23 protein-coding genes are annotated in these 13,804 nt (G+C 63.4%); 2 read left to right on the forward strand and 21 right to left on the reverse strand.

Annotated features, from left to right (window positions below):
* Positions 1–15: 15 nt before the first annotated feature.
* Both CFE35_RS07130 and CFE35_RS07135 read left to right on the forward strand, forming a co-directional pair.
* On the forward strand, positions 16–1,461 hold the full coding sequence (locus tag CFE35_RS07130) for a DUF4139 domain-containing protein (RefSeq protein ID WP_292929892.1): 1,446 nt from the start codon (positions 16–18) through the stop codon (positions 1,459–1,461).
* An 11-nt stretch (positions 1,462–1,472) separates the two neighbouring features.
* Positions 1,473–3,008: a hypothetical protein gene (locus tag CFE35_RS07135; protein WP_292929435.1), complete on the forward strand. Its 1,536-nt coding sequence runs from the start codon at positions 1,473–1,475 to the stop codon at positions 3,006–3,008.
* An 85-nt stretch (positions 3,009–3,093) separates the two neighbouring features.
* Here the strand turns inward: CFE35_RS07135 and rpmD are convergent, their stop codons facing one another.
* The 21 genes from rpmD to tuf all read right to left on the reverse strand — a co-directional run bounded on the left by rpmD (position 3,094) and on the right by tuf (position 13,737).
* Positions 3,094–3,270, reverse strand: coding sequence for a 50S ribosomal protein L30 (gene rpmD / locus CFE35_RS07140; RefSeq protein WP_292929437.1), 177 nt, complete (start codon positions 3,268–3,270; stop codon positions 3,094–3,096).
* A 5-nt stretch (positions 3,271–3,275) separates the two neighbouring features.
* On the reverse strand, positions 3,276–4,004 hold the full coding sequence (rpsE, locus tag CFE35_RS07145) for a 30S ribosomal protein S5 (protein ID WP_292929439.1): 729 nt from the start codon (positions 4,002–4,004) through the stop codon (positions 3,276–3,278).
* 1 nt (position 4,005) lies between these two features.
* Entirely contained in the window at positions 4,006–4,356 is a 351-nt protein-coding gene (rplR, locus tag CFE35_RS07150; protein WP_292929441.1) for a 50S ribosomal protein L18, read from the reverse strand.
* The gene (rplF, locus tag CFE35_RS07155) at positions 4,356–4,889 is read right to left on the reverse strand and encodes a 50S ribosomal protein L6 (protein WP_292929443.1); all 534 of its coding nucleotides are present in this window, start codon (positions 4,887–4,889) and stop codon (positions 4,356–4,358) included. Before rplF ends, rplR begins: the two co-directional genes overlap by 1 nt.
* The gene (gene rpsH / locus CFE35_RS07160) at positions 4,889–5,284 is read right to left on the reverse strand and encodes a 30S ribosomal protein S8 (RefSeq protein ID WP_292929445.1); all 396 of its coding nucleotides are present in this window, start codon (positions 5,282–5,284) and stop codon (positions 4,889–4,891) included. Before rpsH ends, rplF begins: the two co-directional genes overlap by 1 nt.
* Positions 5,285–5,294: 10 nt before the next feature.
* The gene (gene rpsN, locus CFE35_RS07165; protein WP_292929447.1) at positions 5,295–5,600 is read right to left on the reverse strand and encodes a 30S ribosomal protein S14; all 306 of its coding nucleotides are present in this window, start codon (positions 5,598–5,600) and stop codon (positions 5,295–5,297) included.
* 72 nt (positions 5,601–5,672) lie between these two features.
* Positions 5,673–6,254 (reverse strand): 50S ribosomal protein L5, encoded by a 582-nt coding sequence (gene rplE, locus CFE35_RS07170; protein ID WP_292929448.1) that lies wholly within the window; start codon positions 6,252–6,254, stop codon positions 5,673–5,675.
* Positions 6,247–6,564, reverse strand: coding sequence for a 50S ribosomal protein L24 (rplX, locus tag CFE35_RS07175; RefSeq protein ID WP_292929450.1), 318 nt, complete (start codon positions 6,562–6,564; stop codon positions 6,247–6,249). The genes rplE and rplX overlap by 8 nt, the downstream gene beginning before the upstream one ends.
* Entirely contained in the window at positions 6,564–6,932 is a 369-nt protein-coding gene (rplN, locus tag CFE35_RS07180; RefSeq protein WP_054121079.1) for a 50S ribosomal protein L14, read from the reverse strand. Before rplN ends, rplX begins: the two co-directional genes overlap by 1 nt.
* Positions 6,933–6,995: 63 nt before the next feature.
* Positions 6,996–7,265 (reverse strand): 30S ribosomal protein S17, encoded by a 270-nt coding sequence (gene rpsQ, locus CFE35_RS07185; RefSeq protein WP_292929454.1) that lies wholly within the window; start codon positions 7,263–7,265, stop codon positions 6,996–6,998.
* Positions 7,266–7,275: 10 nt separating this feature from the next.
* Positions 7,276–7,482 carry a 50S ribosomal protein L29 gene (gene rpmC, locus CFE35_RS07190; protein WP_292929456.1) on the reverse strand — a complete coding sequence of 69 codons (207 nt, stop codon included), beginning with the start codon at positions 7,480–7,482 and terminating at the stop codon, positions 7,276–7,278.
* Positions 7,479–7,913 carry a 50S ribosomal protein L16 gene (rplP, locus tag CFE35_RS07195; RefSeq protein WP_292929458.1) on the reverse strand — a complete coding sequence of 145 codons (435 nt, stop codon included), beginning with the start codon at positions 7,911–7,913 and terminating at the stop codon, positions 7,479–7,481. Before rplP ends, rpmC begins: the two co-directional genes overlap by 4 nt.
* Before the next feature lie 15 nt (positions 7,914–7,928).
* Complete coding sequence (gene rpsC, locus CFE35_RS07200) at positions 7,929–8,633, reverse strand: 30S ribosomal protein S3 (RefSeq protein WP_292929460.1); 705 nt, start codon at positions 8,631–8,633, stop codon at positions 7,929–7,931.
* A gap of 2 nt (positions 8,634–8,635) precedes the next feature.
* Complete coding sequence (gene rplV / locus CFE35_RS07205; protein ID WP_292929462.1) at positions 8,636–9,022, reverse strand: 50S ribosomal protein L22; 387 nt, start codon at positions 9,020–9,022, stop codon at positions 8,636–8,638.
* Positions 9,022–9,300 (reverse strand): 30S ribosomal protein S19, encoded by a 279-nt coding sequence (gene rpsS / locus CFE35_RS07210; RefSeq protein WP_292929464.1) that lies wholly within the window; start codon positions 9,298–9,300, stop codon positions 9,022–9,024. The genes rplV and rpsS overlap by 1 nt, the downstream gene beginning before the upstream one ends.
* Before the next feature lie 6 nt (positions 9,301–9,306).
* Positions 9,307–10,143, reverse strand: a complete 837-nt coding sequence (rplB, locus tag CFE35_RS07215; RefSeq protein WP_292929466.1) for a 50S ribosomal protein L2 — start codon at positions 10,141–10,143, stop codon at positions 9,307–9,309.
* A 12-nt stretch (positions 10,144–10,155) separates the two neighbouring features.
* Entirely contained in the window at positions 10,156–10,461 is a 306-nt protein-coding gene (locus CFE35_RS07220; RefSeq protein WP_292929468.1) for a 50S ribosomal protein L23, read from the reverse strand.
* Positions 10,454–11,083 carry a 50S ribosomal protein L4 gene (gene rplD, locus CFE35_RS07225; protein WP_292929470.1) on the reverse strand — a complete coding sequence of 210 codons (630 nt, stop codon included), beginning with the start codon at positions 11,081–11,083 and terminating at the stop codon, positions 10,454–10,456. The genes CFE35_RS07220 and rplD overlap by 8 nt, the downstream gene beginning before the upstream one ends.
* Before the next feature lie 4 nt (positions 11,084–11,087).
* Entirely contained in the window at positions 11,088–11,849 is a 762-nt protein-coding gene (gene rplC / locus CFE35_RS07230) for a 50S ribosomal protein L3 (RefSeq protein ID WP_292929472.1), read from the reverse strand.
* 231 nt (positions 11,850–12,080) lie between these two features.
* Complete coding sequence (gene rpsJ / locus CFE35_RS07235; protein WP_028639306.1) at positions 12,081–12,392, reverse strand: 30S ribosomal protein S10; 312 nt, start codon at positions 12,390–12,392, stop codon at positions 12,081–12,083.
* 154 nt (positions 12,393–12,546) lie between these two features.
* Complete coding sequence (gene tuf / locus CFE35_RS07240; protein ID WP_292929476.1) at positions 12,547–13,737, reverse strand: elongation factor Tu; 1,191 nt, start codon at positions 13,735–13,737, stop codon at positions 12,547–12,549.
* Positions 13,738–13,804: the final 67 nt, after the last annotated feature.

Here is a 13,804-nt window from a genome sequence, read left to right on the forward strand (position 1 = left end):
GCCCTTGCCGGGGTCATGCTGGCAGCCCTTCCCGTTCCGCTGGCGGCGCAGGGCGCGCCCGGTTCTTCGCCAGGTTCATCACAGGGCGATGTTGCCCTGACGATCTACAACAACGATCTCGCGCTAGTGCAGGACCGGCGCGAACTGACGCTGGCCAAAGGGCGCGTGAAGCAGGAATTCCCGGATGTTTCCGCGATGATCCGGCCCGAGACGGTGACGCTTTCGGGCGAAGGCGCAGGGATCATCGAGCAGAACTTCGATTATGACCTGCTCTCGCCCGAAAAGCTGCTCGACAAGGCCGTGGGGCAGACGGTGACCGTGGTGCGCACCAATCCCGCAACCGGCACCGAAACGCGCGAGCAGGCGCTGGTGCTGGCCAACAACGGCGGAACCATCGTGCGGATCGGGGACCGGATCGAAGTGCTGGAACAATACGGCGCGCGCATCCTGTTCTCCGGCCTGCCGCCCAGCCTGCGCGCGCGGCCGACACTGTCGGTGGCGCTCGATGTGGCCAATGCAGGCCCGCGCCCGGTAACGCTGAGCTACTTGTCCTCAGGGCTCGGCTGGAAGGCGGACTATGTCGCGCTGTTCGATGAAGCGGCGGGCAAGATGGACCTGCAGGGCTGGATCACGCTGACGAACAACACCGGCACTACCTTCGGCAACGCACGCGTGCTGCTGGTGGCGGGGCAGCCGGAAGGTGGCGCGATGAACAACGCGCGGGCTCGCCAGGTCGATATGGTTCCCGGCACGCAAAGCGCCAACCGGGAGCGGCTGGGCGATTTCTACGTCTATCCCATCGCCGCGCGGACCACGGTGGCCAATGCACAGCAGAAGCAGGTGAGCTTCCTCGACGTGGCGGGCGCGCCCGCAAGCAAGGGCTATTATTTCCGCAACGACTGGCTCGGCACATCGGACGAGGCGCAGAGCTTTGCCACGGTGCTCAACCTTTCGACCGCGAAGGGCAGCGGCGTGGGCGATGCCCTGCCTGCGGGCACGGTGCGCGTCTATATGCGCGATGTGCGCGGCGCTCCGCAGTTCATCGGCGAGAAGAGCATCGACCATACGCCGATGGGCTCAACGCTGTCGCTGCGCACCGGCGAAGCGTTCGATGTGAAAGTGCAGCCGACGGTGCTGAAACGCGAGCGGATCACCTCGGACGAGTGGGAGAGATCGGGGCGCTGGCGCGTAACCGTGAACGGCAAGACCGATGACGTGACCGTGGAGCGGCAGAAGGAGTTCTGGCGCACGACAATGGCCTACAAGGTGACCAATGCCCGGCCCGCGCAGTTGAAGGTCGATCTGGTGCAGGCCGGGCTCGACAACGGGTGGAGCGATACGCGGGTGCCTGCGGAAAGCGTGAAGGGCACGCAGCGCACGCTGGACGAGCGGGCCTGGACGCTCGACGTACCCGCCAACGGCGAGACCACCCTCACCGTCCAGTTCGACACGCGCTACTGAGCGCGGCGGCGATGCGGCGCGCGCTCTTGCTGTTGGCCCTTGCGCCGGGCGCGGCCCTGGCGGGCGAACCTGTGATCGTCTCGGGCGCGCCCGATGCCGTTGCAGTGACGATCTACCGCGCGCCAGACCGCGCGGCGGATACGGCGATGAATCTCGGCTGGCTCGAAGGCTATGCGCTGGTGACCGAGACGCGGACGGTGGAGATACCGGCAGGCGCGGCGACGATCCGCTTCGAGGGCGTGGCGGGCGGGATGCTGCCCGAATCCGCTCTGGTCGCGGGATTGCCCTCCGGCGTGCGCGAGAAGAACCTCGATGCCGATCTGCTTTCCGCCCGCAATCTCTATGCCCGCGCCTTCGGGCGTCCGGCGATCCTGCGCCGCCACCGGGGCAAGGACGGCAAGGGCACGGTGACCGAGGAGCGCGCGGTGATCCGCTCAGCCCCCGATGGCGCGGCGATCGTCCAAACGAAAGACGGCTTCGAAGTCGCCGATTGCGGGCGCGGGATTTCCGATGCGCTGGCTTATACCGAATTGCCGGAAGGACTGAGCGCCAAGCCGACGCTGTCGGTGCGCACGGAAAGCGCGGCGACAGCACGGGCAACGATCACGCTATCCTACCTTTCATGGGGCTTTGACTGGCAGACGAACTATGTCGTGCGGCTCGATCCGGAAACCGGCAAGGCGGCGATGACCGCGTGGGTGACATTGGCGAGCAGCGATCCGACGAGCTTCGTTTATGCGGGTGCCGCAGTTGTGGGCGGCAAGCTCGACCGCGAGGATGCAAGGCAGGAGCGCGAGGCGCAGGACGGCGACCTTGTGCTGCATTGCTATCTGCACCCGCAAGTGCCGTCACTTGCCGTGGTGCCGCCTCCTCCCCCGCCGGTGCCAATAATGATGGAAATGGCCATGGCAGACATCGTCGTGACCGCGCAGCGGCGCAGCCCGGCTATGATGGCCGCACCGGTCAAGGTAACCGAAGAAGCGCTCGGCGATCTGAAACTCTACCGGGTGCCGATGCCAACGACAGTCGCCGCCAACGCCCAGAAGCAGGTCATGATGCATGATCTGAGCGGAGTGAAGTTCAAGACCTGGCACACCGCCGACCTGATCCCCGGCAACGACCGGAATGCGATCATCAAGCTGCGCACGCGCAACCGCAAGGAAGACGGGCTCGGCGTGGCACTGCCGGGCGGCCCCGTCGCGGTGTTCGAACCGCATGACGGGGCAACGCTGCTCGTCGGTCAGGGCGGCATGCGCGATTATGCGGTGAATGAAGACGTCGAAGTCACACTCGGCACATCACCCGGTGTCCATGTGCGCGTTGAGCCGATCAGGGAAGCTGGCACACGCCGCGATTACCGGGCTACCGTGACGAACGCCAATCCGTGGCCGATCACTTTCGAGGGATCGCTTTATCTGAGTGACGGCGAAAGCATCGCAAACCCCTCCACGCGCCTACCGCAGAAGTTTGGCCGCCCCACATGGACGGCAACCGTCCCGGCAAACGGTGAGGCGGCAATCACTTACCGGCTAAAGCGCCCGGAATAGGCCAAGGCCTAACACGGCTACAAAACAGAAAAGGCCCCGGCATTGCTGCCGAGGCCCTTGTTCTGTTTCGCCTTATAGCGCGTGATCAGTCGATCACGGCCACCATGTGCGGAAGCTTGGCGATCGCGCCGCGAACTTCGGCGGTATCTTCGAGTTCCACCACGCGGTGCATCTTGCCGAGGCCCAGACCGACGAGGATCTTCTTCTGGCTTTCGGGGCGACGGATCGGTGAACCGATCTGCTTGAGCTTGATCTTTGCCATATCGATTACTCCACGATGGCCGCGGCTTCCGCCTCGGCTTCAACCGGAGCAGCGCCGCCACGGCCCAGCAGATCGGCAATCTTCTTGCCGCGACGCTGCGCAACCGACTTGGGGCTGGTCTGATCAGTGAGCGCGTCGAACGTCGCGCGGATCATGTTGTAGGGGTTCGAAGTGCCGACCGACTTGGTCACCACGTCATGAACGCCCAGGCTTTCGAACACGGCGCGCATCGGACCACCGGCGATGATGCCCGTACCGGCCGGAGCCGAACGCAGGTTCACCTTGCCTGCACCGAAACGGCCCTTGCCGTCGTGGTGAAGGGTGCGGCCTTCCTTGAGCGGAATGCGGACCATCGTCTTCTTGGCCGAAGCGGTCGCCTTGGTGATGGCTTCCGGCACTTCGCGCGCCTTGCCATGGCCGAAGCCAACGCGGCCCTTGCCATCGCCGACCACGACGAGCGCGGCGAAACCGAAGCGCTTGCCGCCCTTCACGGTCTTGGAGACGCGGTTGATGTGCACGAGCTTCTCGATCAGCTCTTCGCCGCCGTCCTCGTCACGGCCACCACGGCCATTGCGGTCATCGCGGCGGCCACGGCCACCACGCTCACCGCCACGATCGTTGCCACCGCGGCCACGACCGGGACCACGATCGTTGCGGGGACCACGACCCTCACGGGGAGCCTCAGCAACGGCTGCTTCGGGGGCAACGCCATCCAGGTTGGTTTCGTCAGCCATCTTAGAACTCCAGCCCGTTTTCGCGAGCAGCATCGGCCAGCGCCTTGACGCGGCCGTGGAACAGGAAGCCGCCGCGATCGAACACGACGGTGGTGATGCCGGCAGCCTTGGCGCGTTCGGCAATGTCCTTGCCCACTTGCGCGGCAGCATCAACCGTTGCGCCGATGGCCTTCTGGCCCTTCACGAGCGTCGAAGCGGCAGCGAGCGTCTTGCCCGCAGCATCGTCGATGATCTGCGCGTAGATATGACGGCCGGAACGGTGGACCGACAGCCGGGGACGGCCACCGGAACGAGCCTTGAGCGCGGTACGGACGCGCTGGCGGCGGCGATCGAAGAGCGAGAGCTTGGCCATTACTTCTTCTTCCCTTCCTTGCGGAAGATGAACTCGCCGGCGTACTTGATACCCTTGCCCTTGTAGGGTTCGGGCTTGCGCCAGCGACGGATTTCGGCGGCAACCTGGCCGACCTTCTGCTTGTCGATACCCGAGATCAGCACCGTGGTGTTGTCCGGGGTCTTGATCTCGATACCTTCGGGGATCGTGAAATCGACATCGTGGCTGTAGCCGAGCTGCAGCTTGAGGTTGCTGCCCTGCGAGTTGGCACGATAGCCAACGCCGGTGATGTTGAGGGTCTTGGTATACCCTTCGGTCACGCCGACAACCAGGTTGTCGACCAGCGTGCGCTGCATGCCCCAGAACGCCCGGGCGGCCTTGGTGTCGTTTGCCGGCTTCACGATGATGGCGTTGCCATCAACCGTGTAGCTGATTTCTTCGCGCATGTTCAGGGTGAGAGTGCCCTTGGGGCCCTTCACGGTGATCACGCCGTTCGCGATATCCGCGGTGACGCCACTGGGGATCGTCACCGGCTTCTTGCCGATGCGGCTCATCAGAACACCTCCGCGAGCACTTCGCCGCCGACATTGGCCGCACGTGCTTCGGCATCCGAGAGCACGCCCTTCGGCGTCGAGACGATGGTGATGCCAAGACCGTTGCGAACAACGGGGAGTTCCTTGGAACCCGAGTAGACGCGGCGGCCCGGCTTGGAGACGCGGGCAACATGCTTGATCGCAGGCTGGCCCTCGAAATACTTCAGTTCGATACGCAGCTGCGGGTGCTGGCCGGTCACGTCTTCGCTGAAGCCACGGATGTAGCCTTCGCGCTGAAGCACTTCGAGCACGTGGAGACGCAGCTTGGAAGCGGGCGAAAGGACCGAGTCCTTCTTCGCCTGCTGGCCGTTGCGGATGCGGGTGAGCATATCACCCAGGGGATCGGTCAATGCCATTTCGTGATCCTTACCAGCTCGACTTCGTCACGCCGGGGATCATCCCCTTGTTGGCGAGATCACGCAGCTCGATGCGGCAGAGGCCAAACTTGCGGTAATAACCGCGCGGACGGCCCGTGGTGTTGCAGCGGTTACGCACGCGGGTCGGGTTCGCGTTGCGCGGCAGCTCGGCCATCTTGAGACGGGCGATGAGGCGCTCGGTTTCGTCGAGCTTCTCATCGGCCGCAACAGCCTTGAGCGCGGCGTACTTGGCCGCGAACTTCTGAACGAGCTTCTTGCGGCGCTCATTCTTGTTGATGGAACTCAGTTTCGCCATGGACTTAAGCTCTCTTCTTGCAATCTTTGGCGAGCCGCCGCCAACGGGCAGACGGCTCTAGCCGGATGAACCTCAGGCGGCCTGCTGCTCTTCAGCAGCTTCGCGCGGGAACGGGAAACCGAACAGACGGAGCAGCTCGCGCGCTTCGTCGTCGGTCTTGGCGTTGGTGGTCACGATGATGTCCATCCCGCGCACCTTCTCGATCTGGTCGTAGCTGATCTCTGGGAAGATGATCTGCTCCTTCAGACCCATCGCATAGTTGCCGCGACCGTCGAACGACTTGGGGTTGAGCCCCCGGAAGTCGCGGATGCGGGGCATTGCGATGGTGATGAGACGGTCGAGGAATTCGTACATGCGTTCGCGGCGCAGGGTAACCTTGCAACCGATCGGCATGCCCTCACGCAGCTTGAACTGCGCGATCGACTTCTTCGCCTTGGTGATCACCGGCTTCTGGCCCGCGATGAGTTCCATCTCGGCAGCGGCGGTGGTGACCTTCTTCTTGTCCTGGCTCGCCTCGCCCACGCCCATGTTGAGCGTGATCTTGGTGATCGAGGGGATTTCCATCGGGTTACCATAGCCGAACTTCGCCTGCATCGCAGCGACGATCTCGGCGTGGTACTTCGCCTTCATCCGGGGCACATAATTATCAGCCATCGATCGTCTCCCCGGACTTGACGGCCACGCGGACCTTCTTGCCGTCCTTGGTCTCGAAGCGCACGCGAGTGGGCTTGCCATCCGCGCCAGCCAGGCCGACCTTCGAAATATGCAGCGGAGCCTCGCGGCGGTCGATGCCGCCCTGCGGGTTCTCCTGAGTGGGCTTGCGGTGACGGGCAGCGATGTTCACGCCGGCCACGACAACCTTGTCTTCCTTGGGAAGGACCTGAAGGACAGTGCCGGTGCGGCCCTTGTCCTTGCCCGAACGGACGACGACAGCATCGCCCTTCTTGATCTTAGCGGCACCCATCACAGCACCTCCGGCGCAAGGCTGATGATCTTCATGAAGCCGCGTGCGCGCAGTTCGCGCACCACCGGTCCGAAGATACGCGTGCCGATGGGCTCTTCGTTCTTGCCGACGAGCACAGCGGCATTGGTGTCAAAGCGAATCACGCTGCCATCGGCGCGGCGTACATCCTTGCGGGTACGCACGATCACCGCACGGTGCACGTCGCCCTTCTTGACGCGGGCACGCGGCTGCGCTTCCTTGATCGACACGACGATCACATCGCCGACGCTGGCAAAACGACGCTTCGACCCGCCCAGCACCTTGATGCACTGGACGCGCTTCGCGCCGCTGTTGTCAGCGACTTCGAGATTGGACTGCATCTGGATCATTGATCCGGTTCCTTCTCACTGGCTTGCCGGAACAAGTCCGGCAGTTCCAAAAATGATTGCGACTTAGACGTCGGCTTCGATTGCGGCGGCCTTGCCGGCCAGCACGCGGTCGATGACCTTCCACGTCTTCAGCTTGGAGATCGGCGCAGTCTCTTCGATGCGCACGGTCTCACCGGCCTTGAACGAGTTGGTCTCGTCGTGAGCGTGGTACTTCTTCGAACGGCGGATGATCTTCCCGTAGAGCGGGTGCTTCACCTTGCGTTCGACCTTGACCACCACGGTCTTGTCGGTCTTGTCGGAGACGATCGTCCCGATCAGGATACGCTTGGGCATAGTTGGTTCCTTACGCCTTGGCTGCCGAGGAGCGCTCGGTCTGCAGCGTCTTGATGCGGGCGATGTCGCGGCGGACTTCGCGGATGCGGGCCGGACGCTCAAGCTGGTTGGTCGCCGACTGGAAACGCAGGTTGAACTGCTCGCGCTTCAGCTCGGAGAGATCAGCCTGAAGCTGATCGTCAGACTTGACGCGCATATCTTCAAACTTGGCCATCATTCGCCTCCGAGGTGCGAGGTATCGCCCAGGCGGGCAACAACCTTGGTCTTGATCGGGAGCTTCATCGCAGCGCGGCTGAACGCTTCAGCAGCGAGCGGGCCGGCAACGCCGTCAAGCTCGAACAGGATACGACCCGGCTTCACGCGGGCCGCCCAGAACTCGATCGAACCCTTGCCCTTGCCCTGGCGGACTTCGGCAGGCTTCTTGGTCACCGGCACATCGGGGAAGATGCGGATCCAGAGACGGCCCTGACGCTTGATGTGGCGCGTGATCGCACGGCGAGCCGCTTCGATCTGGCGCGCAGTGATACGCTCCGGCTCGAGCGCCTTGAGGCCGTAGGTGCCGAAGTTCAGATCGGTGCCACCCTTGGCATCGCCCTTGATCCGGCCCTTGAAGGCCTTGCGGAACTTGGTCTTTTTCGGTTGCAGCATGGTGCTTACTCTACCTTAGCGCCGGTCGGAGGCCGGGCGGACACCGGAGGTCTGAGCCTCGAGCATCAACCGGTCCTGCGCCATCGGATCATGGCCGAGGATCTCGCCCTTGAAGATCCACGTCTTGATGCCGATCACGCCATAGGCGGTGTGGGCCACGGCCTCGGCATAATCGATGTGCGCGCGCAGCGTATGAAGCGGCACGCGACCTTCGCGGTACCACTCGACGCGGGCGATTTCAGCACCACCGAGACGGCCGCCGCACGTGATCTTGATGCCTTCGGCACCCAGACGGAGCGCCGACTGCACAGCGCGCTTCATCGCACGGCGGAAAGCCACGCGGCGGACGAGCTGATCGGCAATACCCTGCGCAACAAGCTTGGAATCGATTTCCGGCTTGCGGATTTCGACGATGTTCAGCTTGACGTCGCTGGAGGTCATCTTGGCGAGCTGGCTACGCAGCTTTTCGATGTCCGCGCCCTTCTTGCCGATGATCACACCGGGACGAGCAGCGTAGATCGAAACGCGGCAGGTCTTGGCCGGGCGTTCGATGACGACCTTCGAAATCGCAGCCTGGGGCAGATGCTCCATGATGAACTTGCGCATGGCAAGGTCTTCACGCAGCAGGTTCTGGTAGTTGCGGCCTTCCGCGTACCAGCGGCTATCCCAGGTGCGGTTGATCTGCAGGCGCAGACCGATGGGGTTCGACTTGTGACCCATGATCAGGCCTCCTCACCAGTAGCCGCTTCGCGAACCACGATCCGCAGGCGCGAGATCGGCTTCAGGATGCGGGTGGACTTGCCGCGACCACGGGTGTGGAAGCGCTTCATCGTGATCGACTTGCCGACCGAAGCCTCGGCGACGACGAGCGCATCGACATCTAGGTTGTGGTTGTTCTCAGCGTTGGCAATCGCAGAGGCGAGCACCTTGCGCGCATCAACCGCCATGGCCTTCTTCGAGAAGGCGAGGATGTTCATGGCGTCTTCGGCGCGGCGGCCGCGAATGAGCGCAGCAACGAGGTTCAGCTTCTGGGCCGAGCCGCGGATCTGCGTACCGACCGAGAGCGCTTCGTTGTCCGCAACGCGGCGCGGGGACTTAGGCTTGCCCATTAGCGCTTGCCCTTCTTGTCAGCGGCGTGGCCGGGGAACGTGCGCGTCGGCGCGAATTCACCAAGCTTGTGGCCGACCATCTCTTCGTTGACAGAGACGGGGATGAACTTGTGCCCGTTGTAGACGCTGAACGTCAGACCAACGAACTGCGGCAGAATGGTCGATCGACGCGACCAGGTCTTGATCGGACCTGCACGCGAACCAGCATCCTGAGCGCCTTCGGCCTTCTTCAGGAGATGCAGATCGACGAAGGGTCCCTTCCAGACGGAACGTGCCATGGGGTGTTACCTCTTCTTCTTCGCGTGACGCGAACGGATGATCATCTTGTCCGTCTGCTTGTTGTTACGAGTACGGGCGCCCTTGGTCGGCTTGCCCCACGGCGTGACCGGATGACGGCCACCCGAGGTGCGGCCTTCGCCGCCGCCGTGCGGGTGATCGACCGGGTTCTTTGCGACACCACGCGTCAGCGGGCGACGACCGAGCCAGCGGCCGCGACCGGCCTTGGCAAGGTTCTGGTTCGAGTTGTCGGGGTTCGAGACCGCGCCAACCGTGCCCATGCAATCGCCGCGCAGGTAGCGCTGCTCGCCCGAGTTCAGGCGGACGATGACCATGCCGCGGTCACGACCGACGAGCTGGACATAGGTACCTGCCGAACGGGCGATCTGGCCACCCTTGCCCGGCTTCATCTCCACGTTGTGGATGATCGTGCCGACCGGCATCTGGCTGAGCAGCATGGCGTTGCCCGGCTTCACGTCGGTCTTTTCGCCAGCGACGACCTGATCGCCGACCGCAAGACGCTGCGGCGCGATGATGTAGGTCTGCTCACCGTCCTCGTACTTGACGAGAGCGATGAACGCAGTGCGGTTGGGATCATATTCCAGACGCTCGACCGTCGCGGGCATGTCCCACTTGCGGCGCTTGAAATCGATGAACCGGTAGCTCTGCTTGTGGCCGCCCGCGATACCGCGACTGGTCACGTGGCCCTTGTTGTTGCGGCCGCCGGTCTTGCTCTTGCCCTCGGTCAGCGCCTTGAGCGGCTTGCCCTTCCACAGCGACGACTTGTCGACGAGGATCAGGCCGCGCCGTGCGGGGCTGGTCGGGTTATAGTTCTTGAGTGCCATGGTCTATGCGCCTCAGATACCGCTGGTGACGTCGATAGACTGGCCTTCAGCCAGCGTCACGATCGCCTTCTTGAAGTCCGAACGCTTGTAGGGCTTGCCCTTCCAGCGCTTGGTCTTGCCGTCCTGGTTCAACGTGTTCACCTTGGTGACCTTCACGTCGAACAGGGCTTCAACCGCAGCCTTGATCTGCGGCTTGGTTGCCTTGTCGGCGACCTTGAAGACCACGGCGTTGTGCTCGCTGAGCAGCGTCGTCTTTTCCGTGATGTGGGGTGCCACGATCACATCATAGTGACGCGTGTCGATGCCTTCCTTAGCCATTGAAGCGGCCCTCCAGCTTTTCGACCGCAGCGCGCGTCAGCACCAGCGTGTCATGCTTCAGGATGTCGTAGACGTTGGCGCCAACCGCCGGGAGCACGTTGACCCCGACGATGTTGCGCGCAGCGCGGGCGAAGTTGTCGTTCACCGCGTCGCCGTCGATGACCAGCACCTTCTTGCCGAAGCCCGCCTTGGCCAGCGTTGCCGCGAGCGTGGCAGTCTTTCCGTCGGTATCGAGCGAGTCGATCACCACGAGGCCGCGACCTTCGGACTGCGCCTTAGTCGAGAGCGCCATCTTCAGACCCAGCGCGCGGATCTTCTTGTTGAGCGAGGGGTTAAAGTCACGGACGCGAGGACCGTGAGCCTTGCCGCCGCCGATGAAGATCGGAGCTGCGCGGTCACCGTGACGAGCGCCGCCGCCGCCCTTCTGGTTACCCAGCTTCTTGCCGGTGCGTGCCACGTCCGAACGCTCACGCGCTCCGCGGGCCGTGCCACGGCGCTTTTCGAGCTGCCAGGTAACGATGCGGTGGAGGATGTCGGCACGCGGAGCGAGACCGAACACGGCATCAGACAGCTCGGCTTCGCCAGCTGCAGTGCCATCGAGATTGAGGACCTGAACCTTCACGGGCTTAACCCTCCTGACCATCGACAGTGGTCTCGACCGCAGCGGTGTCTTCCGCCGGCGTGTCGGCCGCAGCCGTGTCATTCATGTTGGCGGCCTGCTTGAGACCGGCGGGGTACGGCGCCTCGGCGTGACGGTCGAGCTTCACCGCATCGCGCACGAGCAGCCAGCCGTTCTTCGAACCAGGGACCGAGCCCTTGACGAAGATCAGGCCGCGCTCATCGTCGGTACGGACGATTTCGAGGTTCTGCTGGGTGCGCTGACGGTCGCCCATGTGGCCGGCCATCTTCTTGTTCTTGAACACGCGGCCCGGATCCTGGCGGTTACCCGTCGAACCGTGCGCACGGTGCGAGATCGACACGCCGTGGGTGGCGCGCATACCGCCGAAACCCCAACGCTTCATGGCGCCGGCGAAGCCCTTGCCCTGCGTGTGACCGGTGATGTCGACATACTGGCCGGGCACGAAGTGCGAGGCAGCGATGGTGGAACCGACTTCGAGCAGCGCATCATCAGCGACGCGGAACTCGGCGACTTCCATCTTCAGTTCGACTTCAGCCTTGGCGAAGTGCTCGCGCTGCGGCTTGGCGACATTCTTCTGCTTGGCCTGACCCGCGCCGAGCTGAACCGCGACGTAACCGTCACGTTCTTCGGTACGAACCGAGACCACCTGGCAGTTTTCAAGCGCCAGGACGGTAACCGGCACGTGCCGTCCGTCGTCCTGGAAAACTCGGGTCATCCCGAGCTTCTTAACGATCACGCCGGTGCGCATGACCATACTCCTTACAGAGGCCTTGCGGGGACCATCCCCACGAGGCGTGTTCAGCCCGTATGTGAAACGCGCCCCGTCCGGGCTGAGTGCCCCTGCGTGAACAGGAGCGAACGGGGGACGCTTGCCCGGCTATTGCCCCCTGAGGAGCGGCGCCGGAGGTATCCCATTGTCTGGGAGGCTCAGTGGCCTCCAAAACTCTGGTACTTCTGCAAATTGCAGAAGCGAAAACTATTACGCGAGCTTGATCTCGACGTTCACGCCAGCAGCAAGGTCGAGCTTCATCAGCGCATCGACCGTGGCGGCATTCGGCTGCACGATGTCGAGCAGACGCTTGTAGGTGCGGACCTCGAACTGCTCGCGCGACTTCTTGTCCACGTGCGGGCCGCGGTTGACGCAGAACTTTTCGATGCGCGTCGGAAGCGGAATGGGGCCCCGGATCAGCGCGCCGGTGCGGCGTGCGGTGTCAGCGATTTCGCCGGTGGCCTGATCGAGCACGCGGTGATCAAAGGCTTTGAGGCGAATGCGGATATTCTGGGCGTCCATGTCCGTTAACCGATGCGAAAGAGCTAAAACAAAAAGACCAGCCGCTCCGCCCTCTCACCCTGCCCCAGCTGATGAAGCGAGGAGAAAGCGGGCCGCTGATCCATAAAAACCGGACCGGCAGGAGAGCGAATCTCCTGCCGGTGCGCGGCCTATATTACTTCGTGATCGTGCTGACAACCCCCGAACCGACGGTACGGCCACCTTCGCGAATTGCGAAGCGCAGACCCGGATCCATCGCGATCGGAGCGATCAGCTTGACCGACAGCGACAGGTTGTCGCCGGGCATGACCATCTCGGTGCCCTCGGGGAGGATCACTTCGCCGGTCACGTCGGTGGTGCGGAAGTAGAACTGCGGGCGGTAGTTGGCGAAGAACGGCGTGTGACGGCCACCTTCGTCCTTCGACAGCACGTAGACCTCAGCCGTGAACTCGGTGTGCGGCGTGACCGAACCGGGCTTGCACAGCACCTGGCCGCGCTCAACGTCTTCACGCTTCACGCCGCGAACCAGCGCGCCGATGTTGTCGCCGGCTTCACCCTGATCGAGCAGCTTGCGGAACATTTCGACGCCGGTCACGACGGTCTTCTGGGTGTCCTTGAGGCCGACGATTTCGACTTCCTCACCAACCTTGACGATACCGGTCTCGACACGGCCGGTAACGACGGTGCCGCGACCCGAGATCGAGAACACGTCTTCCACCGGCATCAGGAACGGCTTGTCGGTCGGACGCGGGGGCTGCGGGATCCACGAGTCGACAGCGGCCATCAGGGCGTTGATCGAATCGCGGCCGATGGCATCGTCGCGGCCTTCGAGCGCGGCGAGAGCCGAACCCTTGACGAACGGGATGTCATCGCCTTCGAAGCCGTACGAGCTCAGCAGCTCGCGCATTTCCAGTTCGACGAGCTCGAGAATTTCCTCGTCGTCAACCTGATCGACCTTGTTCATGTACACGACCAGCGCGGGAACGCCGACCTGACGCGCCAGCAGGATGTGCTCGCGGGTCTGCGGCATCGGGCCGTCAGCCGAGTTCACGACCAGGATCGCGCCGTCCATCTGGGCAGCACCGGTGATCATGTTCTTCACGTAGTCAGCGTGACCCGGGCAGTCGACGTGCGCATAGTGGCGGTTGGCGGTTTCGTACTCGACGTGTGCAGTCGAGATGGTGATGCCGCGTTCGCGCTCTTCGGGAGCCTTGTCGATGTTCGCGTAGTCGGTGAACGTCGCGCCGCCGGTTTCCGCGAGCACCTTGGTGATCGCTGCCGTCAGGGTGGTCTTGCCATGGTCGACGTGACCGATGGTGCCGATGTTGCAGTGCGGCTTGGTCCGCTCAAACTTAGCCTTGGCCATTGCTCAAACCTTCTTCTTTGAAATTGCAGATACTGCGGGGATAGGACGACGCCCGCTGAATCAGGCG

The organism is Novosphingobium sp. PASSN1 (assembly GCF_002278815.1).

What these genes read in the sequence shown, in the direction of transcription:
- CFE35_RS07130 (WP_292929892.1), top strand. Translation starts at nt 16, where the DNA reads ATGCTGGCAGCCCTTCCCGTTCCGCTGGCGGCGCAGGGCGCGCCCGGT.
- CFE35_RS07135 (WP_292929435.1), top strand. Translation starts at nt 1,473, where the DNA reads ATGCGGCGCGCGCTCTTGCTGTTGGCCCTTGCGCCGGGCGCGGCCCTG.
- rpmD (WP_292929437.1), bottom strand. Translation starts at nt 3,270, where the DNA reads ATGGCAAAGATCAAGCTCAAGCAGATCGGTTCACCGATCCGTCGCCCC.
- rpsE (WP_292929439.1), bottom strand. Translation starts at nt 4,004, where the DNA reads ATGGCTGACGAAACCAACCTGGATGGCGTTGCCCCCGAAGCAGCCGTT.
- rplR (WP_292929441.1), bottom strand. Translation starts at nt 4,356, where the DNA reads ATGGCCAAGCTCTCGCTCTTCGATCGCCGCCGCCAGCGCGTCCGTACC.
- rplF (WP_292929443.1), bottom strand. Translation starts at nt 4,889, where the DNA reads ATGAGCCGCATCGGCAAGAAGCCGGTGACGATCCCCAGTGGCGTCACC.
- rpsH (WP_292929445.1), bottom strand. Translation starts at nt 5,284, where the DNA reads ATGGCATTGACCGATCCCCTGGGTGATATGCTCACCCGCATCCGCAAC.
- rpsN (WP_292929447.1), bottom strand. Translation starts at nt 5,600, where the DNA reads ATGGCGAAACTGAGTTCCATCAACAAGAATGAGCGCCGCAAGAAGCTC.
- rplE (WP_292929448.1), bottom strand. Translation starts at nt 6,254, where the DNA reads ATGGCTGATAATTATGTGCCCCGGATGAAGGCGAAGTACCACGCCGAG.
- rplX (WP_292929450.1), bottom strand. Translation starts at nt 6,564, where the DNA reads ATGGGTGCCGCTAAGATCAAGAAGGGCGATGCTGTCGTCGTCCGTTCG.
- rplN (WP_054121079.1), bottom strand. Translation starts at nt 6,932, where the DNA reads ATGATCCAGATGCAGTCCAATCTCGAAGTCGCTGACAACAGCGGCGCG.
- rpsQ (WP_292929454.1), bottom strand. Translation starts at nt 7,265, where the DNA reads ATGCCCAAGCGTATCCTGATCGGGACGATCGTCTCCGACAAGACCGAC.
- rpmC (WP_292929456.1), bottom strand. Translation starts at nt 7,482, where the DNA reads ATGATGGCCAAGTTTGAAGATATGCGCGTCAAGTCTGACGATCAGCTT.
- rplP (WP_292929458.1), bottom strand. Translation starts at nt 7,913, where the DNA reads ATGCTGCAACCGAAAAAGACCAAGTTCCGCAAGGCCTTCAAGGGCCGG.
- rpsC (WP_292929460.1), bottom strand. Translation starts at nt 8,633, where the DNA reads ATGGGTCACAAGTCGAACCCCATCGGTCTGCGCCTGCAGATCAACCGC.
- rplV (WP_292929462.1), bottom strand. Translation starts at nt 9,022, where the DNA reads ATGGGCAAGCCTAAGTCCCCGCGCCGCGTTGCGGACAACGAAGCGCTC.
- rpsS (WP_292929464.1), bottom strand. Translation starts at nt 9,300, where the DNA reads ATGGCACGTTCCGTCTGGAAGGGACCCTTCGTCGATCTGCATCTCCTG.
- rplB (WP_292929466.1), bottom strand. Translation starts at nt 10,143, where the DNA reads ATGGCACTCAAGAACTATAACCCGACCAGCCCCGCACGGCGCGGCCTG.
- CFE35_RS07220 (WP_292929468.1), bottom strand. Translation starts at nt 10,461, where the DNA reads ATGGCTAAGGAAGGCATCGACACGCGTCACTATGATGTGATCGTGGCA.
- rplC (WP_292929472.1), bottom strand. Translation starts at nt 11,849, where the DNA reads ATGCGCACCGGCGTGATCGTTAAGAAGCTCGGGATGACCCGAGTTTTC.
- rpsJ (WP_028639306.1), bottom strand. Translation starts at nt 12,392, where the DNA reads ATGGACGCCCAGAATATCCGCATTCGCCTCAAAGCCTTTGATCACCGC.
- tuf (WP_292929476.1), bottom strand. Translation starts at nt 13,737, where the DNA reads ATGGCCAAGGCTAAGTTTGAGCGGACCAAGCCGCACTGCAACATCGGC.